Raw genomic sequence first — 19412 nt, forward strand, 5'->3', positions numbered from 1 at the left:
CCCTTGCGGGCTATTCGGCCGCCATCATCGCGCTTCGGCGGGGTGGAGGCAAGCGCGCGATGGGGTGAATTCGCCCCAATTGCACGCGTCGTAAGACAGGGGCGCCGCGCGGGCGCCCCTGATCGGTCAGGCTTCAGCCTGTTCCAGCGTCGGATAATCGGTAAAGCCTTCACGCCCACCGCCGTAGTAGGTATCGGTATCGCCCTCGTTCAGCGGCCCGTTCATCTGCCAGCGGCGCGGCAGATCGGGGTTGGCGATGAAGGGGCGGCCCACGGCGATCAGATCGGCCTTATCCTCGGCCACGGCCTTGATCGCCATCTCGCGGTCATAGCCGTTGTTGGCCATGTAAGGCCCGTCAAAGAGCGCCCGCAGCGCGGCGATGCTTTCGCCTTCGTCCAACTCGCGCGAGCCGCCTGTCGCGCCTTCGACAAGGTGCAGATAGGACAGGTTGTAGCGGTTGAGCCCCTTCACGACATATTCAAAGGTCTCTTGCGGATTGGCGTCTTCGATCCCGTTGGCGGGCGAAAAGGGCGAGAGGCGCAGCCCCACATGTTCGCCGCCCCAGACTTCCGTCACCGCATCCAGCACCTCGAACAGCAGCCGCGCGCGGTTTTCCACGCTGCCGCCATAGGCGTCCTCGCGTTTGTTGCTGCCGGTTTTCAGGAATTGATCCAGCAGATAGCCATTGGCCCCGTGAACCTCGACCCCGTCGAAGCCAGCTTTCTTGGCCATCTCGGCGGCATGGGCATAGTCGGCGACCAGACGCGGCATCTCATCCAATTCAAGCGCGCGTGGCTCGGAGGTATCCTCGAACCCATTGGCGGTGAAGGTTTTTACGCCAGCGCCGATAGCAGAAGGCGCGACAGGCTTGCCGCCATCGGGCTGTAGAGAGGTGTGGCTGATCCGGCCCACATGCCAAAGCTGGATGACGATCCGCCCACCTTCGGCATGGACCGCGTCGGTCACCTTGCGCCACGCGGCGACCTGACCCTTACTATGAATGCCGGGGGTCTGGAAATAGCCCTTGCCCTCGGGGCTGATCTGGGTGGCTTCGGTGATGATGATGCCCGCGCCGGCCCGCTGGCGATAATAGTCGACATGCATGTCCGAGACTTCGCCGGTCTCATTATCCGCGCGGTTGCGCGTTAGGGGGGCCATTACCAAACGGTTCTCGGCCGCGATCTCACCGGCGGTGAAAGGGGTAAAAAGCTTCTCGGTCATATTCGGGCCTTTCCTTGCAATAGAATGTGCAAGGCACCTAAGACCCCGCCACCTTGCAGCAAGGATCATCCGCACAAATTCCCGTGAGGCCGAAGCGCCCACCCCTCAGAGCGGGTCGATGTCACCTTGTTCGCGGCCTGCGTGGAAATCGGCCTGCCATTGGGTGAACCGCCCCGCCGCGATGGCCTCGCGCATGCCGGCCATGATGTCTTGGTAGTATTGCAGGTTGTGCCATGTCAGCAGCATGGACGAGATGATCTCTTGGCTGCGGAAGACGTGATGCAGATAGGCGCGCGAATAGTTGCGGCAGGCCGAGCAGCTGCAATTCTCATCCAACGGGCGCGGATCATCCTGATGCCGCGCGTTCTTGATGTTGAGCACGCCCCTCCGGGTAAAGACCTGCCCCGTACGGCCAGAGCGTGAGGGCAGCACACAGTCCATCATGTCGATGCCCCGCGCCACGGCACCGACGATATCGTCGGGCTTGCCCACGCCCATCAGGTAGCGCGGCTTGTCCTCGGGCAGCATGTCGGTCGAGAAATCCAAGGTAGAGAACATCGCCTGCTGCCCCTCCCCCACGGCCAGACCGCCGACGGCATAGCCGTCAAAGCCGATCTCGCGCAGCGCCTCGGCGCTTTCTTGGCGGAAGTCTTCTTCCAACCCGCCTTGCTGGATGCCGAACAGCATGTGACCGGGGCGGTCGCCAAAGGCCTCCCGGCTGCGCTTGGCCCAGCGCATCGACAGACGCATGCTTTCGGCGATGCGGTCCCGGTCGGCGGGCAGCGCCGGGCATTCATCGAAACACATGACAATGTCGGAACCCAGAAGCTCCTGAATCTCCATCGAGCGTTCCGGCGTGATCTCATGCTTGGAGCCGTCGATGTGGCTTTTGAAAGTCACGCCGCGTTCAGTCAGCTTGCGCAGGCCAGCAAGGCTCATCACCTGGAAACCGCCACTGTCGGTCAGGATCGGCTTGTCCCAATTCATGAACTTATGCAGCCCGCCCAAGGCGGCCACACGCTCTGCCGTGGGGCGCAGCATGAGGTGGTAGGTATTACCCAGCAGAATGTCCGCGCCGGTGGAGGCCACGCTTTCGGGCATCATCGCCTTGACCGTCGCCGCTGTGCCCACCGGCATGAAGGCAGGCGTGCGGATCTCGCCGCGCGGGGTTTGGATCACGCCGCTGCGTGCCTTGCCGTCCTGCGCGTGTTTGGTGAATCCGGTGCTGGTCATACGCTGCCCTCTCTGCCTGCGACTGGCGCGATAAACCAGTGGCGGGAAACATGCAATAAAGCCGAAATAGCCCAGATTGCACGAGAATGGTATCGTTCAAAGGATAACGGGCTTGGTGCTTGGCCGGGCTGGATCGCCGCCGCTTGATCACCCCCAACGCATTCCTGCGCACGCTTTGAAGCCAGCAATCCAACTATGCGCGGCTCGCTACGCGCAACCTCAACGCAGCCCAAAGCGCGCAAATAGCGTTTCAAAGCGCCGCGTAGCCTTGAATTGCCCGAACCCCCGCTACATTGCGCTATCCATGCAGCGGCTTGCCTTACTCCCACGCGCTTTCGCGACTGTGTTTCCTCGTTTTCTGGGGGCCTTCGTGCTGGCGATTGCGCTGCTGACGGGGGCCGCCACCGGGCAGGCGCAGGAGAAATGGTTTCAAACGACCGAGCTGAACCCCGGCCTGCCGCCCCCGCCTGAGACGCTGGACCGCGGTACGCCAATGGCGGCGTTGGAAAGTTTCATCTACCTCACCGACAATGGGCACTATTCGGACGCGGCCCATATCCTTGACCTGTCGGACCTGCCCCAAGGGGATCAGGCGATTATTGGGGCCGAGCGCGCTTTTCAACTTTCCGTTCTGATGGAGCGCAAGGTCGTCGTGCCATGGCGCAGGCTGGCGGACCGGCCCGACGGCTGGCTCTCAGGCTCGGCCGAGGACAATGACACCGGGCGCGTGCGCCGCTCGCTCTTGATCGACCGGTTGGAACTGGGCGGCCATGACGTGCCGCTGCGGCTCAACCGGATCAAACCCGGTGAGGATGCCGAGCCGGTCTGGGTCTTCTCGCGCCAGAGCATCGACAACATTCCGCATCTGCACGCGCAGTATGGCCCGACAGACCTTGAGACGATGCTGCCCGACTGGCTGCGCATCCGCGCCTTTTGGGGCATGTACCTGTGGGAGGTGCTGTTCCTGCCTTTGCTGGTCGTCGTCGCCCTGACAGCCGGTTGGTTCGCCTTTAGCATCATGCGCCGCCTCGGACAGGCCGCCAAACGCCGCTGGATGCGCTTTGTGCTGCGCTCCTTCCGCTGGCCCGCCGCCATCGTGCTTTGCGCGGCAATCATCGGCACGGCCACCAGCCGGGTCTTGGTTGTCTCGGGCTTTATTGACGCGGTGCTGAGCCCGATTTTGCTGATCGCCTATGTTACCGCCGCCGCCCTCGCCATTGTCTTTACCTTTGACGAGATCTTTGACCGGATCAGCCCCAACAACGCCTATGAGCTTGCCGATCCGATGAATGCCCATATGCGCTCCATCGCCACGACAATCGCGGCGGCGCGCAAAGGGGTGATCGTGATCGCCGTGCTGGTGGCCTCGGGGGTGATCCTCGTTTCCAGCAACGCGGACAACACCATTGGCCTGTCGCTGCTGGCCTCTGCCGGTGCGGTGACCATCGTCTTGGGTTTCGCCGCGCGTGAGGTTCTGGGCAATATCCTCGCCTCTATCCAGATTGCGCTGAACCGCTCTGCACGGATCGGGGACCAACTGATCTTCGAAGGGCATTTCTGCACGGTCGAGCAAATTCACTTTACTTACGTGCAACTGCTCAACTGGAACGGCACCCGGCTGATCGTGCCGGTCAGCTATTTCGTCTCCGACGCTTTTGAAAACTGGTCGATCGAGGATCACGCCATGGTGCGCCCCATCATTCTGACCCTGTCGCAAAACGCCGATGTGGCAGCCCTGCGCCGCGTGTTCTTTGACCTCTTGGCCCGCGAAGACCCTGATGATGTCAAACCGATGGACAAGGCCAAGGTGCATGTGCTCGACCAAGATGCCTTTGGCATCAAGGTGCGCTTCGAGTTGCCCACCGACAATGCCGCGACCTTTTGGGATATCGAATGCCGCGTGCGTGAGGAACTTCTTGCCGCCGCCGCACGGATGGAGAAAGAAGACGACGTCCGCATGTTGCCCCCCGCCCCTGCGGATATGGGCACCCCCTGACATCGCGCCGCTTGATGCAGCCCCTGCCGCAGGTTAGGCAGGCAGACCAATGACCCAAGGAGCAGGCAATGGAAAAACTCACATTCGGTTGGGAAGAATGGGTTGCCCTGCCCGATCTTGGCCTGCCCGCGATCAAAGCCAAAGTCGACACCGGCGCGCGCACCTCGGCGCTGCATGCCCATGACATCGAAGTTTTCGGCCCCGCCTCCAAACCCAAGGTGCGGTTCAACGTGCATCCCATCGCCGGGCGCGAAGATATCTCGATCACCTGTTCCGCCCCGATCATCGACCGGCGCGAGGTGACCTCTTCCAACGGCGAGTCAGAGCAACGTTTCGTCATCGCCACCACGCTTGAGGTCGGCGGCCAAAGCTGGCCCATCGACGTGACCCTGACCAACCGGGGCACCATGACCAGCCGCATGTTGCTTGGCCGTCAGGCGCTGACCGAACATATCAACATCTCGGCCACCGAACGGCGTTTGCAGCCTGACCTGAATTACGACGTCTACCATACCGCCAGCCTGCGCCACAAAGCGCCGCAGCGGGCGCTGCGCATCGCTGTGCTGAGCCGGGAAGACAACTATTCCACCCGCCGGCTGGTCGAGGTGGGCGAAGCGCGCGGCCATGTGGTTGAGGTGATCGACACCACGCGCTGCTATATGGCGATCAACCAACTCGCCCCCGAGGTGCATTACGACGGCAAGCGTCTGCCGCGCTACGACGCGGTGATCCCGCGCATTGGCGCGTCGATCACCCCCTATGGCACCGCCGTGATCCGCCAGTTCGAGACGATCGGCACCTATTGCGTAAACGGCTCTGCCGGGATCACCGCGAGCCGCGACAAGCTGCACGCTCATCAGGTCTTGGCCGCTAAAAAGATCGGTATGCCGACCACGGCCTTTGCCGCATCGCCGAAAGACACCTCCAACCTGATGGCGCTGGTGGGCACCGCGCCGCTGATCGTGAAGCTGCTGGAGTCGACCCAAGGCAAGGGCGTCGTGCTGGCGGAGACCAAGAAGGCCGCCGAGTCGGTGATCGACGCCTTCCGTGGCCTGCGCGCCAACTTCCTCGTGCAGGACTTCGTCAAGGAGGCCGCCGGTGAAGACATCCGCTGCCTCGTGGTGGCGGGCAAGGTCGTGGCGTCCATGAAACGCACGGGCGCCGAGGGGGACTTCCGCTCAAACCTGCACCGGGGCGGCTCGGCCAAGGTCGTGCGCATCTCGAAAGAGGAACGCGATACCGCCGTGCGCGCCGCCCGTGCCTTTGGCCTAGGCATCGCCGGGGTCGATCTGCTGCGGTCGGAAAGCGGGCCAAAGGTGCTTGAGGTCAACTCCTCCCCCGGGTTCGAGGGGATCGAGAATGCCACCAAGAAAGACATCGTCGGCAAGGTCTATGATGAGATCGAGGCCCGCGTAAAGCCACAGCCCGCGCGGCGTCGCAAAGGCGGATAACGGGGGCGGCAGCAGCCCTGCCTGGCTCGGGGCCACTTTACGCCCCTGCCCGCAATCCCTATATAAAACGTCGAGAATGATGCGAGGCAAGAGATGACCGAACAGACCCAACCGCTCGAAGGGACACCGCTGATTGCGCCCTCCTCCACCGATCACCCGCTCTATGAGCAGGTCGTTGAGGCTTGTCGCACGGTCTATGACCCCGAAATCCCAGTGAATATCTATGAACTGGGGCTGATCTACACCATCGACATCAACGACGAGAATGAAGTCGACATCAAGATGTCGTTGACCGCGCCCGGCTGCCCCGTGGCCGGTGAGATGCCCGGCTGGGTTGCCGATGCGGTCGAGCCGATTGCCGGGGTCAAGCAGGTCAATGTGGCACTGGTTTGGGAGCCGCCTTGGGGCATGGACATGATGTCGGACGAAGCCCGTCTCGAACTGGGCTTCATGTAACCGACAGTCTCGCAGCGCGAACAACAGACGCCGCCGATGCAACTCATCGGCGGCGTTTTCTTTTGGCCGCTTCCCGCCGAGCGGGGTCACCGCGGATTGTTCATTTGACTGACATGATCCGGTCGTGAAACCGTTACATCGGGCACCCATAGAAGCCCCAGAACTTCATTCACGAACGGATAACATTATGCGAACACTTGTTTCTCTCGCCGCTCTGGCCCTCGCGCCCGGCATGGCGCTGGCCCAGGCCGATGCTGCCGCGACCCCGGTCGAATACGGCCCCCGTCCGGCCTATCTGGTGGACAGGCTGCCCGAGGGCGCATTGAAGGACAAGCTGGCCTCCTGCATGGGGCAAGACGCCACCAAAACCGATTTCTCCATCGGCCACCGTGGCGCGCCGCTGATGTTTCCTGAGCACACCGTGCAATCCAACGTCGCCGCCGCGCGCATGGGCGCAGGCATTCTGGAATGCGACGTGACCTTTACCGCCGATCATGAGCTGGTCTGCCGCCACGCGCAGAACGACCTGCACACCACGACGAACATCCTCGTCTCCGATCTGGCCGAGAAATGCACCACCAGCTTTACCGCAGCTTCGGGCGACACGCCCGCCAGCGCCGAATGCCGCACCTCCGACATCACCTTGGCCGAGTTCCGCACCCTGACGCCCAAGATGGACAGCGCCGACAAGACCGCCACCACCGCCGAAGACTATCAGGGCGGTGTCGCGAATTGGCGCACCGAGCTTTACAGCGACAAGGCCGATCTGATGACCCATGCGGAATCGATCGAACTGTTCAAATCTCTGGGCGCCAAGTTCACGCCTGAGCTGAAATCCCCCTCCGTCGAGATGCCGCACGAGGGTTTCTCTCAGGAAGACTACGCGCAGAAACTGGTGGATGAATATGTCGCCGCAGGTATCCCCGCCTCCGACGTTTGGCCGCAGTCCTTCAACCTCGAAGACGTGCTTTACTGGGTTGAGAACACACCGGAATTCGGCAAACAGGCTGTCTATCTGGTGCAATGGTCCGACGGTTTCGATGAGCAAAACCCCGAGACTTGGGCCGAGGATTTCGCCGATCTGAAAGCCAAGGGCGTGAACTACCTTGCCCCCTCGCTCAACATGATGCTGACCAATAAGGACGGCGCCATCGCCGCATCCGAATACGCCATGGCCGCGAAAGAAGCAGGGCTGACCCTGATCGCATGGACGCTGGAGCGCTCCGGCCCGCTCGCCTCGGGTGGCGGTTGGTACTTCCAGTCGGTCAATGACATCGTGAAAGACGACAGCGACTATCTGGTGGCGCTGGATGTGCTGGCCCAAGACGTAGGCGTGGCCGGTGTCTTCTCTGACTGGCCCGCGACCGTGACCTATTACGCGAACTGCATGGGCCTCTGATCGGTCCTAGCCGTTAGAACGCCGTAAGGGCCGCCCCCTTTCGGGCGGCCCTTTTCCGTGGCCGGGCTTGCATGGATTTCACCTTCCTGCGACATTGCGGGAAACAAGGGGCAAGCCATGGAAACTTGGGCAATTTTTACCGGCGATATCGTGAAATCCTCCGCGATGAGCCGGGCGGAGTTGGATGCCATTTTCGCGCGCCTTGACGACGCCGCCGAGGCGCTGACTGCTTGGCAAGGCCAGCCCGCCCGGATGACCCGTTTTCGTGGAGATGGCTGGCAGATGGCCGTGGCGTCCGCCTTCACCTTCCGCGCCGCCCTCGTCCTACGCGCCACCGTGCGCCGCTGCGGCAAGACCGCCGACACCCGCTTTGGCATCGGTATCGGCCCCGCGCATTTCGCAGGTAACGACCTATCCCGCGCGGACGGAGCGGCACTGGTCAGCTCCGGCCACGCGCTCGACAACATGCCCCGCGCGCGGCGCATGCACGCGCCCGACGCCCCCCTTGCCCTGCGCGTAGCCCTACCGCTCGCCGACCGGATCGCGGGCGGCTGGACCAAGCGCCAAGCCGAGGTCGCCTACTACATGCTGGCCCCCGAACCACCCCTGCAGGTGGAGCTTGCGCGGGAGTTCGACCTGACGCAGCAGAGCGTACAGGGCCATGTGGACGCGGCGGGGATAGATGAGTTGCGGGAGGTTTGCGAGGTTCTGGAAACGCACAAAACAGCCCTTTAAGCCTGTTTTATCAAATTACACCCAAATTAGGCTGTTAAACACCATAAGAAAACGCTTGCCCCGGCTCGCCATGGCTTTTCAAATGGACGCCATCACCAACTACCGGAATTTCTATGACCGAACAGGCCATCGCCACCGCTCTCGCCTGCCTGATCGCTCACTTGCTGGCCGATTTCGTTTTTCAAACCAATGCGATGGTCGCCGCCAAGCGCAAGCCGCAGATGCTGCTGCTCCACGGCGCTATCGTCTTTGCCCTGACCGCGCTGGCCCTCGGCGGCAGTTTGATGCCCGCCGCCCTCCTCGCGCTTGCCCATACCGCAATTGATGCGCTTAAGACCTACGCCGTGTCGGAGCACAAGCGCGACCGGCTTTGGCCCTACCTTACCGATCAACTCGCCCATCTCATCACCATCGTAGCCCTTGTCCACTATGCCCCCGACGCCTTTGCCCGCGGCATCTGGGCCGACCACAGCAGCATGCTCATCCCGCCCGCCCTGTTTATCGCGGGGCTGATCACCGCGACGCTCGCAGGCGGTCCCGCCGTGGGTGGTTTGATGCTGCCGCACAAGGCGCAGGCCCAACCGGATGGGCTGGAGAATGCGGGCCGGATGATCGGCCTGCTGGAACGCGCGTTGATCTTTCTAATGGTCGTGATCGGCGAGCCTGCGGGCATCGGTTTTCTCATCGCGGCAAAGTCGATTCTGCGCTTTGACACCGTGAAAAAGAACCAGAAGATAAGCGAATACGTGATTATCGGCACGCTGGCCTCTTTCGGCTGGGCGCTCATCGCCGCCTTCGCCACCAAGGCCGCAATGAATTCCTTCTGACGGCTTGAGATCGCCGCGCCGCACCCCTATCTTGGCGGCATAGGAGATTTGTGATGTTTGGCATTCCCGGCAAGCAAGCCGTTACCATGACCCCCAAAGCCGCTGGCCAGATTGCGAAGTTGATGCAATCGGCGGGCCACGCCGGGCTGCGCATTGGCGTCAAGAAAGGCGGCTGTGCTGGCATGGAGTACACCATGGAATACGTCGAAGCGACCGACCCCAATGATGAGGTGGTCGAACAAGACGGCGCGCGGGTGATGATCGCCCCCATGGCGCAGATGTTCCTCTTCGGCACCGAGATTGACTATGAAACCACGCTGCTCGAGTCCGGTTTCAAGTTCCGCAATCCCAATGTGACCGAAGCCTGCGGCTGCGGCGAATCGATTAAATTCGACGAAAGCCTCGGCGCGAAGTAGGCGCGCCGATCGGCCCCGGCCTTGACGAAAGGCCGCGGGCCTGCGAACTGATCTGGCAACATTAACAGATCAGGACGGAACCGATGCGCCCCAAAATCGCCGCCGGCAACTGGAAAATGAACGGCACCGCCGCCGCGCTGACAGAGCTTCACAGCCTTGCTACCGGCCTGCCCGAAAACCCGCCGCAGGTCGTGATCTGCCCGCCCAGCACCCTCCTCTTTCGCGCCACCGACGCCACCCATGGCAGCCCGATCCAGATCGGCGCACAGGATTGCCATGCCGAAGAAGCGGGCGCCTACACGGGCGATATCTCTGCCGCGATGGTTGCCGACAGCGGTGCCAGCCACGTGATCCTCGGCCATTCCGAGCGCCGCGATGCACACCGCGAGACCGATGCCGATGTGCAAGCCAAGGCGCGGGCCGCATGGGGTGCCGGTCTCACTGCCATCGTCTGCATCGGCGAAAGCGAGGCTGAGCGGGAGGCAGGCCAGACCCTCGACATTATCGGCGCGCAGCTCGACGGCTCCCTCCCCGATGCCGTGGAGGCCCAGAACACCGTTATCGCCTATGAGCCGATTTGGGCCATCGGCACCGGCAAGGTCCCCAGCATTGCGCAGATCAAAGAGGTGCATGATTTCATCCGCACCCGCCTGATCGGCCGTTTCGGCGCGGAGATCGGCAATGCGCTCCCCCTGCTCTACGGCGGGTCGGTAAAGGCTGCCAATGCGGTCGAAATCTTCGCCGTCGAAAACGTCGATGGCGCGTTGGTCGGCGGGGCCAGCCTCAAGGCCGAGGATTTCGCGCCCATCGTGACGGCCCTCGCCCAGTCCTAAGCCAATGCGGGGCGGCGAAGACACCCGCCCTCTTACAGCGGCAGCATCGTCGTCGATTTGATCTCTTCCATCGACAAAAGCGCCGTGACGTTATGCACCTTCACCTCTGAAATCAGCGCCTGATAAAAGACGTCATAGGCCCGCGCGTTCTTGACCCGCACCTTTAGGATATAGTCGATATCCCCCGCCAGACGGTGCGCCTCCTGCACCTCGGGCCGGTCTTTCAACGCCTGCAAAAACGCCGCCTGCCAAGCCGCCTCATGCTCTGACGTGCGGATCAGGACAAAGAAACAGGCCTCGAACCCGAGCGCTTCGGAATCCAGCACCACGGTCTGCTGGCCGATGACCCCGGCTTCGCGCAGCTTGCGTATCCGATTCCACACCGGCGTTTTCGAAGACCCCACTTCACGGGCAATATCGTCCAGCGATTGGCTCGCATCCCGTTGCAGCTGCGCCAAAATCTTCCGGTCGGTCTCATCAATTCGGACAGTCATTCTCTTCTCTCTCGTCCCGGCAGGACGTTCACACTCAACCTGCGGCCAAAGCGAACGCATGTTCTTATCTGCGCCAGCATATAGCCAATTATCGGGAATATTTCCTATATAAGAGGTCACGTCAAACAGAATACAGGGCGCATCATGGATCACTTTCCCATCTTCCTCGCCACCCGCGGGCAAAAGATCCTCCTCTCCGGCGGCGGCGAAGCCGCTCTGGCCAAGCTGCGTCTGCTGATGAAAACCGAAGCGGCGCTGCATGTCTTCGCCCCCGACCCGGCGGCAGAGATCGTCGACTGGCAAGCGGCGGGCAAGCTCACCCTGCACCGCCGCCCCCTCACCGCCGCCGATCTCCCCGGCGCGCGGCTGTTCTACGCGGCGGATGAAGATGACGCGCTGGATGCTGAAAACGCCGCGCTGGCCCATGCGGCGGGCGTGCTGGTCAATATCGTCGACAATCTGCACGACAGCGAATTCATCACCCCCGCCATCGTCGACCGCGATCCGGTGACCGTGGCCATCGGCACCGAAGGCGCCGCCCCGGTGCTGGCCCGCGCCATCAAGGCCGATTTGGAAGAGCGTCTGCCCGTCACCCTCGGCCCGCTGGCGCGCATCGGCAAAGGCTTTCGCAAGCTGGCCGATGCCCTGCCCATGGGCCGTGCGCGCCGTGATTTCTGGCGGGAGTATTATTTCGCCACCGGCCCCCGCGCCATGGCTGAGGGCAAGGATACCGTGCGCCCGGCGCTGAAAACCCTGCTGCACACCCACCTCACCCGCAAAGCCCGCGAGGGCCATGTGGCCTTCGTCGGAGGCGGCCCGGGCGACCCGGAACTGCTGACGCTCAAGGCCCGCCGCGCGCTGGATGAGGCCGATGTGGTGATCTACGACCGGCTGATCAGCCCCGAGATCCTCGAACTCGCCCGCCGCGAGGCGCTGATGATCGACGTGGGCAAAGAGGGCTTCGGCCCCTCCACGGCCCAAGAGCACATCAACGCCCTGCTGGTCGAACACGCGCAAAGCGGCGCGCAGGTGGTGCGGTTGAAATCCGGCGATGCCACGGTCTTTGGCCGGCTCGACGAAGAGATCGACGCGGTCGACGCCCATAGCATCGGCTGGCACATCGTGCCCGGCATCACCGCCGCCTCCGCCGCCGTGGCGGGCATCGGGCAGAGCCTGACCAAACGGGGCCGCAATGCCTCGGTCCGCTTCCTCACGGGGCATGACATGAAGGGTTTCGCCGATCACGACTGGGCCGCCCTCGCGCGCCCTAACGAAGTCGCCGCAATCTATATGGGCAAGAAATCCGCCCGTTTCGTCCAAGGCCGCCTGCTGATGCATGGCGCCGACCGCGCCACACCCGTCACCGTGATCGAAAACGCCTCGCGCGCCGATCAGCGGGTGCTGTCGACCACGCTGAACGATCTGCCGCGCGATCTGGCCGATGCCGAAATGACCGGCCCCGCGCTCACCTTCTACGGCCTCGCCCCGCGCGCCGCCGTCCAAGTTGCCACCGAAACCCCGCTAGAGGAGCTGGCCTGACATGCCCAAACCCTTCACCCCCAAGGTCATCACCGCCAATGCGCTGCTCGAAGGCGATGTCGTCTATCAAACCTCCACCGGCTGGACCCGCAAACTGAGTGAAGCCGAAGTCCTCACCGATGAGGCCGACGCCGACCTGCGCCTGATCGACGCACTAAGCCAGCAGGATTTGGTCGTCGGCGTCTACCTCGCGGATGTGGCCCCCGAAGCAGGCGGCCCCCGCCCCACCCATTTCCGCGAAGAGTTCCGCGCCACCGGCCCCTCGAACTACGCCCACGGCAAACAGGAGACCGTCTGATGTACAGCTACACCGAATTCGACGACAAATTCCTCGCCGAGCGCAACGCCCAGTTCCGCGCCCAAGTCGAGCGCCGCATCGACGGCTCGCTCACCGAGGATGAGTTCAAACCCCTGCGCCTGATGAACGGCCTCTACCTGCAACTGCACGCCTATATGCTGCGGGTGGCGATCCCCTATGGCACGCTGAACAGCGCCCAGATGGATCAACTCGCCTATATCGCCGAGCGGTGGGACAAGGGCTACGGCCATTTCACCACCCGCCAGAACATCCAGTACAACTGGCCCGAATTGCGCGATGTGCCCGATATGCTCGACGCGCTGGCCGAGGTGAAGCTGCATGCGATCCAGACCTCCGGCAACACGATCCGCAACGTGACGGCGGACCATTTCGCCGGGGCCGCCGCCGATGAGGTCGCCGATCCCCGCCCCGTGGCCGAGTTGATCCGTCAGTGGTCCACCGACCACCCGGAATTCCAGTTCCTGCCGCGCAAGTTCAAGGTCGCCGTCACCGGCGCCGCCGCCGACCGTGCGGTAATCAAGGCCCATGACATCGGCCTGCGCATCGTCGAACGCGATGGCGAGCAGGGTTTCGAGGTCATCGTCGGCGGCGGTCTTGGCCGCACCCCGATGATCGGCAAGGTGCTCTATGATTTCGTGAAGTATGAGGACCTGCTGCCCACGCTCGAAGCCATCGTCAGCGTCTACAACGTGCTCGGCCGCCGCGACAATAAGTACAAGGCGCGCATCAAGATCACCGTGCACGAGAACGGCATCGAAGACATCCGCGCCCGGGTCGATGCGCAATATGCGCTGATCCGCGACCAGTTCACCGGCATCGACCAGCAAATGCTGTCGCGCATCGAAGCTGACTTTGCAGCGCCTCAATTCAAAACCGCATCCCTCGCGACTTACGAATCTGCCTATACCAACGATCCCGTCTTCCGCGCCTGGGCCGACACCAACCTCGCCCAGCACCGCGCGCCGGGCTATGCCATCGTCTCGATCAGTCTCAAAGCGCATGGTGCCACACCCGGCGACGCGACGGCAGACCAAATGCGCGTGATGGCCGACCTCGCCCGTCGCTTTGGCCATGACGAGCTGCGCATCAGCCACGAGCAGAACGTGATCCTGCCCCATGTGCACCGCAGCGACCTGCCCGAACTGCACGCCGCGCTGAAAGAGGCGAAACTCGCCACCGCCAACATCGGCCTCATTTCGGACATCATCGCCTGCCCCGGGATGGATTACTGCGCGCTGGCCACCGCGCGTTCCATCCCCATCGCGCAGGAGATCGCGACCCGTTTCGACGAGCTGAAGCTCGAGCATGACGTCGGCCCGCTCAAGATCAAAATCTCCGGCTGCATCAACGCCTGCGGCCACCACCACGTGGGCCATATCGGCATCCTCGGCCTCGACCGCGCAGGCGTAGAGAACTACCAGATCACGCTCGGCGGCGATGGCACCGAGGACGCGAGCCTCGGCACCCGCACCGGCCCCGGCTTCTCGGCCGAGGAGATCATCCCCGCCATCGAACGCCTCGTGCGGGGCTATCTCGACCTGCGCAACGATCCCGGCGAGACCTTCCTGCAAGCCTACCGCCGCCTCGGCCTCGCGCCATTCAAAGCCGTGCTCTACCCCGAAGCGGCAGAGAAGGATCGGGCCAATGCCGCTTGATACCCCTGAACTTCATCCTTTCTCAAATACCGATGCGCCGCCCCCCGAGGGGCTGCGCGCGGTCGAGGAAAAGGTGGCACGGCTCAACGCCGAGTTGCGCCACCACGGGGCGACGGATGTGATCCGCCGCGCCGATGCGGAGATCGAAACCCTCACCCTCGTCTCCAGCTTCGGCGCGGAATCGGTGGCGCTGTTGCACCTCGCCTCCATGGTCTCGCGGGACATCCCGGTGCTCTTCATCGACACCGAAATGCTCTTTGCCGAAACCCTCGTCTACCAGCAGGAACTGAGCGAGCGCCTCGGTCTGCGCAATGTCACCACCCTGCGCAGCGCAGAGATCGCAGCACAGGATCCCGATGGCACGCTGCACCAATATGACACCGATGCCTGCTGCGCCCTGCGCAAGACCCGGCCCCTCCAGAGCGCGCTGGAGGGCTATGACGGCTGGATCACCGGGCGTAAACGTTTTCAATCGGGCAGCCGCGCGGCCTTGGAGTTTTTCGAGGCAGAAATCCCCGAAGACGGTGCAGCACCCCGGATCAAGGTGAACCCGCTGGCCTATTGGGCCAATTCCGATGTGGCCGACTACATCACCGAAAACCGCCTGCCCCGGCATCCGCTGGTGGCCAAAGGCTACCCCTCGATCGGCTGCGCGCCCTGCACCTCGCCCGTGGCCCCGGGCGAAGACCCGCGCGCCGGGCGCTGGCGCGATCAGAACAAAGAAGAATGCGGTATCCATTTTGTGAACGGCAAAGTGGTCCGAACAGGAGACAAATCATGAGCGTACTCGTCACCGACACAGGCTTCACCGCCGACGACTGGACCCAAGGCTATTGCGAGGATGGCGCCGCGAACGATTGCCGCGCCGTCGATCTAGCGTCTGACGCCGATGCCCATGCCCTCACGCTGCCCCCGGCGCTTGAGATGATCCGCGTCGATTTCCCCTCTTTCGCGGATGGGCGCGGCTTTACCATCGCCCGCGTTCTGCGTCTGCGCGGCTACCAGGGCCGCCTGCGCGCCCGCGGGCATGTGCTGGCCGATCAATATGCCATGGCCCGCCGCGCCGGGTTCGATGAGGTCGAGATCGACGATGATCTGGCCGCCCGCCAGCCTGAGGACCAATGGCTGGCCCGCGCCGATTGGCAGGCCCATGACTATCAGTCCCGCCTGCGCGGTGCCGCATCCGGACCGGCGACCGCGGCCAAATAGGCCGCTTCATTGCCCTCCCCCCTTCCTTGCCATAAGTAGAGGCCGCAACCCGATTTGCGGAAACCATGATGACCGAGCAGAGCACAGTGAACCAAACCGCCGCCAAGCCCGTCCCGACATTGCCCGACGCCCAGACCGTGACTTCGGTCACCCACTGGACCGATCAGCTTTTCTCGTTCCGGGTAACCCGGCCCGCTTCCCTGCGCTTTCGCTCGGGCGAGTTCGTGATGATCGGCCTGATGGGCGATCCGCATCCCGAAACCGGCAAGCAAAAACCGCTCTTGCGCGCCTATTCCATCGCCTCGCCCGCGTGGGACGATGAGTTGGAGTTCTACTCGATCAAGGTGCAAGACGGCCCGCTGACCTCCAAACTGCAACATATCCAGCCCGGCGATCAGATCATCCTGCGGCCCAAGCCCGTGGGCACGCTGGTGCATGACGCGCTGCTGCCCGGCGACCGGCTGTGGATGTTCGCCACCGGCACCGGCTTTGCCCCCTTCGCAAGCCTGCTGCGCGAGCCTGAGACCTATGAGAAATTCGACGAGGTCATCGTCACCCACACCTGCCGCGATGTGGCAGAGCTTGAGTATGGCCGGCAGTTGATCGAAGGGCTGAAGGCCGACGAGCTGATGCAGGAACTCATCGGCCCGGAAAACCTTGCCAAGATTCGCTATTACCCGACCACCACCCGCGAAGAGAGCCCCAAGATGGGCCGGATCACCAATCTTTTGCAGGATGGCACGGTGTTCGAAGATCTGGGCGTGCCCCAAATCAATGCCGCCCATGACCGTGCCATGGTCTGCGGCAGCCTTGGCTTCAACAAGGATATTATGGAGATTCTCGAAGGCTTTGGCCTAACCGAGGGTGCCAATTCCGACCCCCAGCATTTCGTCGTCGAAAAGGCTTTCGTCGGCTAAGCCGAATTAAGCCTTACGAAAGGTCGCAGCGTTACAACCAAGGTGTCGGCGCAGCTTTGCCGACGCTTTGGCAGAACCCTGCGCATCCCGAAAACGCCCCCTTCCGCTGCACTGCGGCAGGGCTTAGCTGACGCCTTGCGAGCGCGGGGGACTGCCGCGCGAAACGCAACCACAGGCGAAAGGCATATCAATGGCGAGCAATGGGACCCCGACCCCAAAGAAAGTCTCCGATCTGGCAACTCAGAAGGCCGACTTGTCCAGCACGGCGCTGATCGGCATCTTCGGCAGCGACAGCACGCCCGGCGCGCTGATCCGCGAAGGTGGCGGTAAAATCTCGCGCGTCGAAGTGGGCGATCAGGTCGCAGGCGGCGTCGTCTCCGCCATTGGGCAAGGGACGTTGGTGCTCTCCAGCCGCCGCGGCAATCAGGTGCTGCGCCTGCCGCAGGGCTGAAACCTTGGGGGAGGCGCGGCGCGCGCCTCTTGACCTGCCGCGCGGGGCAGTGCACATCCCGCGCATGAGCAAGACAGCATTGATCACCGGCGCATCGCGCGGCCTTGGGGCCGCATTGGCAGAAGCCTTGGCCCCCACCCATCACATCATCGCGGTCGGTCGCACGACCGGCGCGCTTGAAGAGTTGGACGACCGTATCCAAGCCAAGGGCGGCAGCGCCACCTTGGCGCCGATGGACATCACCAACGCCGATGCCATGGCCGTGCTCTGCCGGGGCATCCATGACCGCTGGGGCGGGCTTGACCTTTGGCTGCACTGCGCCGTCCATGCCGCCCCGTTGACGCCCACCGATCACATTGACGCCAAGGATATGGAGAAATCCATCGCCGGAAACGTCACCGCCACCGCGCGGCTGATCACCTTTGTCTCGCCGCTTTTGGGGGCGGATGGCACGGCGGTCTTCTTTGACGATCCGCGTGCGGGCACGAAATTCTTCGGCAGCTACGGGGCCACCAAGGCCGCGCAGATCGCGCTGGCGACCTCTTGGCAGGTCGAGACCGCGCAGATCGGCCCCCGTGTCCATATCCTCACGCCCGAGCCGATGCCCACCGCCACCCGCGCCCGCTTCTTCCCCGGCGAAGACCGCGCGGCGCTGAGCGACACCGCCACGCAGGCCGCTGCGGTATTGGCGCAACTGTCGGAAAACTCCGCCTCCTGAACCGCGCGGCACCGGCGCGCTGCGCTTGCCGCCGGTCCGCCCCTCGCCTATCAAGGCAAAAAGGGGCCATTCATGCGTATTTTGATTACAAACGATGACGGCATCAACGCGCCCGGTCTGGCCGTGCTGCGCACCATTGCCGAGGAACTGGCCGGGCCTGCGGGCGAGGTCTGGACCGTGGCACCGGCGTTCGAGCAATCCGGTGTGGGCCATTGCATCAGCTACACCAAGCCGATGATGATCACGCAATTGGACGAACGCGTCTTCGCTACCGAAGGCTCCCCCGCCGATTGCGTCCTTGCCGCCATCCACGACACGATGACCGCCGCCCCCCCCGATCTGGTGCTCTCCGGCGTGAACCGGGGCAACAATGCCGCTGAAAACGCGCTCTATTCCGGCACGCTTGGCGGCGCGATCGAGGCGGCTTTGCAAGGCTTGCCCGCCATCGCCCTGTCGCAATACTACGGCCCCGCCAACCGCGATCTGGCGGATCCTTTTGAGGCCGCTGCCCAGCACGGCGCCGAGACCTGCCGCCGCATTCTGGACCACAGCCCCAAAGAAGACGCGGCCTATGGGCTTTTCTACAACGTGAACTTCCCGCCAGTGGCGGGCGCTGATGTGCGCGGCATCCGGCTGGCCCCGCAGGGCCGCCGCCCCGGCACCGGGTTTTCGACCGAAGCACATCTGTCGCCCTCAGGCCGCCGCTTTTTGTGGATCAAGGGCGGCGATCAACGCGTGCAAACGGCACCGGGCAGCGATGCCTGCGTCAACCTTGACGGCTATGTCTCGGTCACCCCGATGCGCTGCGACCTGACGGATCACGCGGCCCTCGAAACGCTGGCGGGCATCAACGGATGAATGAGCCCCCCATCTCTGAAGCGGAACGCAAAATGCAGTTCCTCTACGCGCTACGCTCCAAAGGCGTGACCGATGCGCGCGTGCTCACAGCGATGGAAGCGATCGACCGCGGCCCCTTCATCCGCGGCCTCTTTGCCAGCCGCGCCTATGAGGATATGCCCCTGCCCATCGCCTGCGGCCAGACCATCAGCCAACCCTCTGTCGTGGGGCTCATGAGCCAAGCCTTGCAGGTGTCCTCGCGCGATAAGGTGCTCGAAATCGGGACCGGCTCTGGCTATCAGGCCGCGATCCTCAGCAAGCTCGCCCGGCGGGTCTATACGATCGACCGGCACCGCCGTCTGGTGCAAGAGGCGCGCGGTGTGTTCGAGGCGATGGATCTGACCAATATCACCGCAATCACCGCCGATGGCAGCTTTGGCCTTGCCGAACAGGCCCCCTTTGACCGGATCATCGTGACCGCCGCCGCCGAAGACCCGCCCGGCCCCCTGCTCGCGCAGCTAAAAGAGGGGGGCATCATGGTGCTGCCCGTCGGCCAATCCGACACGGTCCAACACCTCATCCGCGTGCGAAAGACCGCTGATGGGCTGGAATACGACGAATTGCGTGCCGTGCGCTTTGTCCCCCTGCTGGAAGGCTTGGGCAAGGACGGCTAATAGGTTACAGAGACACGGACAACGCCCCATAC

21 protein-coding genes are annotated in these 19412 nt (G+C 63.4%); 18 read left to right on the forward strand and 3 right to left on the reverse strand.

Annotation, left to right across the window (positions count from 1 at the left end; all coding sequences use genetic code 11):
• Positions 1-126: 126 nt before the first annotated feature.
• Positions 127-1221: an alkene reductase gene (locus tag ACGYK2_RS04835; RefSeq protein WP_271687591.1), complete on the reverse strand. Its 1095-nt coding sequence runs from the start codon at positions 1219-1221 to the stop codon at positions 127-129.
• Between the two features lie 105 nt (positions 1222-1326).
• Positions 1327-2454: a tRNA guanosine(34) transglycosylase Tgt gene (gene tgt, locus ACGYK2_RS04840; RefSeq protein WP_271687592.1), complete on the reverse strand. Its 1128-nt coding sequence runs from the start codon at positions 2452-2454 to the stop codon at positions 1327-1329.
• Between the two features lie 370 nt (positions 2455-2824).
• Between tgt and ACGYK2_RS04845 the strand changes: the two genes are divergently transcribed.
• From ACGYK2_RS04845 to tpiA, 8 genes are all read left to right on the forward strand, one after another.
• The gene (locus ACGYK2_RS04845) at positions 2825-4450 is read left to right on the forward strand and encodes a mechanosensitive ion channel family protein (RefSeq protein WP_276155984.1); all 1626 of its coding nucleotides are present in this window, start codon (positions 2825-2827) and stop codon (positions 4448-4450) included.
• A gap of 68 nt (positions 4451-4518) precedes the next feature.
• Entirely contained in the window at positions 4519-5901 is a 1383-nt protein-coding gene (gene rimK / locus ACGYK2_RS04850) for a 30S ribosomal protein S6--L-glutamate ligase (RefSeq protein ID WP_067265023.1), read from the forward strand.
• Positions 5902-5994: 93 nt separating this feature from the next.
• Positions 5995-6357 carry an SUF system Fe-S cluster assembly protein gene (locus ACGYK2_RS04855; RefSeq protein ID WP_209218051.1) on the forward strand — a complete coding sequence of 121 codons (363 nt, stop codon included), beginning with the start codon at positions 5995-5997 and terminating at the stop codon, positions 6355-6357.
• Between the two features lie 187 nt (positions 6358-6544).
• Positions 6545-7756 carry a glycerophosphodiester phosphodiesterase family protein gene (locus ACGYK2_RS04860; RefSeq protein WP_271687595.1) on the forward strand — a complete coding sequence of 404 codons (1212 nt, stop codon included), beginning with the start codon at positions 6545-6547 and terminating at the stop codon, positions 7754-7756.
• A gap of 117 nt (positions 7757-7873) precedes the next feature.
• Positions 7874-8491 carry a hypothetical protein gene (locus ACGYK2_RS04865; protein ID WP_271687596.1) on the forward strand — a complete coding sequence of 206 codons (618 nt, stop codon included), beginning with the start codon at positions 7874-7876 and terminating at the stop codon, positions 8489-8491.
• Between the two features lie 113 nt (positions 8492-8604).
• Positions 8605-9318 carry a DUF3307 domain-containing protein gene (locus ACGYK2_RS04870; RefSeq protein ID WP_271687597.1) on the forward strand — a complete coding sequence of 238 codons (714 nt, stop codon included), beginning with the start codon at positions 8605-8607 and terminating at the stop codon, positions 9316-9318.
• A gap of 53 nt (positions 9319-9371) precedes the next feature.
• On the forward strand, positions 9372-9734 hold the full coding sequence (locus tag ACGYK2_RS04875; protein ID WP_067265014.1) for an iron-sulfur cluster assembly accessory protein: 363 nt from the start codon (positions 9372-9374) through the stop codon (positions 9732-9734).
• A gap of 83 nt (positions 9735-9817) precedes the next feature.
• Positions 9818-10567, forward strand: coding sequence for a triose-phosphate isomerase (gene tpiA, locus ACGYK2_RS04880; RefSeq protein WP_271687598.1), 750 nt, complete (start codon positions 9818-9820; stop codon positions 10565-10567).
• Between the two features lie 32 nt (positions 10568-10599).
• Here tpiA and ACGYK2_RS04885 read toward each other — a convergent pair whose 3' ends face one another.
• Positions 10600-11061, reverse strand: a complete 462-nt coding sequence (locus ACGYK2_RS04885) for an Lrp/AsnC family transcriptional regulator (protein WP_067265010.1) — start codon at positions 11059-11061, stop codon at positions 10600-10602.
• Positions 11062-11205: 144 nt separating this feature from the next.
• Between ACGYK2_RS04885 and cysG the strand changes: the two genes are divergently transcribed.
• The 10 genes from cysG to ACGYK2_RS04935 all read left to right on the forward strand — a co-directional run bounded on the left by cysG (position 11206) and on the right by ACGYK2_RS04935 (position 19380).
• Positions 11206-12600: a siroheme synthase CysG gene (gene cysG / locus ACGYK2_RS04890; RefSeq protein ID WP_271687600.1), complete on the forward strand. Its 1395-nt coding sequence runs from the start codon at positions 11206-11208 to the stop codon at positions 12598-12600.
• 1 nt (position 12601) lies between these two features.
• Positions 12602-12898: a DUF2849 domain-containing protein gene (locus ACGYK2_RS04895; RefSeq protein ID WP_271687601.1), complete on the forward strand. Its 297-nt coding sequence runs from the start codon at positions 12602-12604 to the stop codon at positions 12896-12898.
• Entirely contained in the window at positions 12898-14574 is a 1677-nt protein-coding gene (locus tag ACGYK2_RS04900) for a nitrite/sulfite reductase (protein WP_271687602.1), read from the forward strand. The genes ACGYK2_RS04895 and ACGYK2_RS04900 overlap by 1 nt, the downstream gene beginning before the upstream one ends.
• Complete coding sequence (locus ACGYK2_RS04905) at positions 14564-15355, forward strand: phosphoadenylyl-sulfate reductase (protein ID WP_271687603.1); 792 nt, start codon at positions 14564-14566, stop codon at positions 15353-15355. Before ACGYK2_RS04900 ends, ACGYK2_RS04905 begins: the two co-directional genes overlap by 11 nt.
• Entirely contained in the window at positions 15352-15783 is a 432-nt protein-coding gene (locus ACGYK2_RS04910; RefSeq protein ID WP_271687605.1) for a DUF934 domain-containing protein, read from the forward strand. Before ACGYK2_RS04905 ends, ACGYK2_RS04910 begins: the two co-directional genes overlap by 4 nt.
• A 68-nt stretch (positions 15784-15851) precedes the next feature.
• Positions 15852-16700 (forward strand): ferredoxin--NADP reductase, encoded by an 849-nt coding sequence (locus tag ACGYK2_RS04915; RefSeq protein ID WP_067267937.1) that lies wholly within the window; start codon positions 15852-15854, stop codon positions 16698-16700.
• 190 nt (positions 16701-16890) lie between these two features.
• Positions 16891-17151, forward strand: a complete 261-nt coding sequence (locus ACGYK2_RS04920; RefSeq protein WP_067267925.1) for a pilus assembly protein PilZ — start codon at positions 16891-16893, stop codon at positions 17149-17151.
• Between the two features lie 64 nt (positions 17152-17215).
• On the forward strand, positions 17216-17869 hold the full coding sequence (locus ACGYK2_RS04925) for an SDR family oxidoreductase (RefSeq protein WP_271687608.1): 654 nt from the start codon (positions 17216-17218) through the stop codon (positions 17867-17869).
• A gap of 72 nt (positions 17870-17941) precedes the next feature.
• On the forward strand, positions 17942-18727 hold the full coding sequence (surE, locus tag ACGYK2_RS04930) for a 5'/3'-nucleotidase SurE (protein WP_271687609.1): 786 nt from the start codon (positions 17942-17944) through the stop codon (positions 18725-18727).
• Positions 18724-19380, forward strand: a complete 657-nt coding sequence (locus ACGYK2_RS04935; RefSeq protein ID WP_067267929.1) for a protein-L-isoaspartate(D-aspartate) O-methyltransferase — start codon at positions 18724-18726, stop codon at positions 19378-19380. Before surE ends, ACGYK2_RS04935 begins: the two co-directional genes overlap by 4 nt.
• The last annotated feature ends 32 nt before the right edge of the window (positions 19381-19412 follow it).

The organism is Sulfitobacter sp. 1A10359, from assembly GCF_043558145.1.
Classification (GTDB): Bacteria; Pseudomonadota; Alphaproteobacteria; order Rhodobacterales; family Rhodobacteraceae; genus Sulfitobacter; species Sulfitobacter faviae.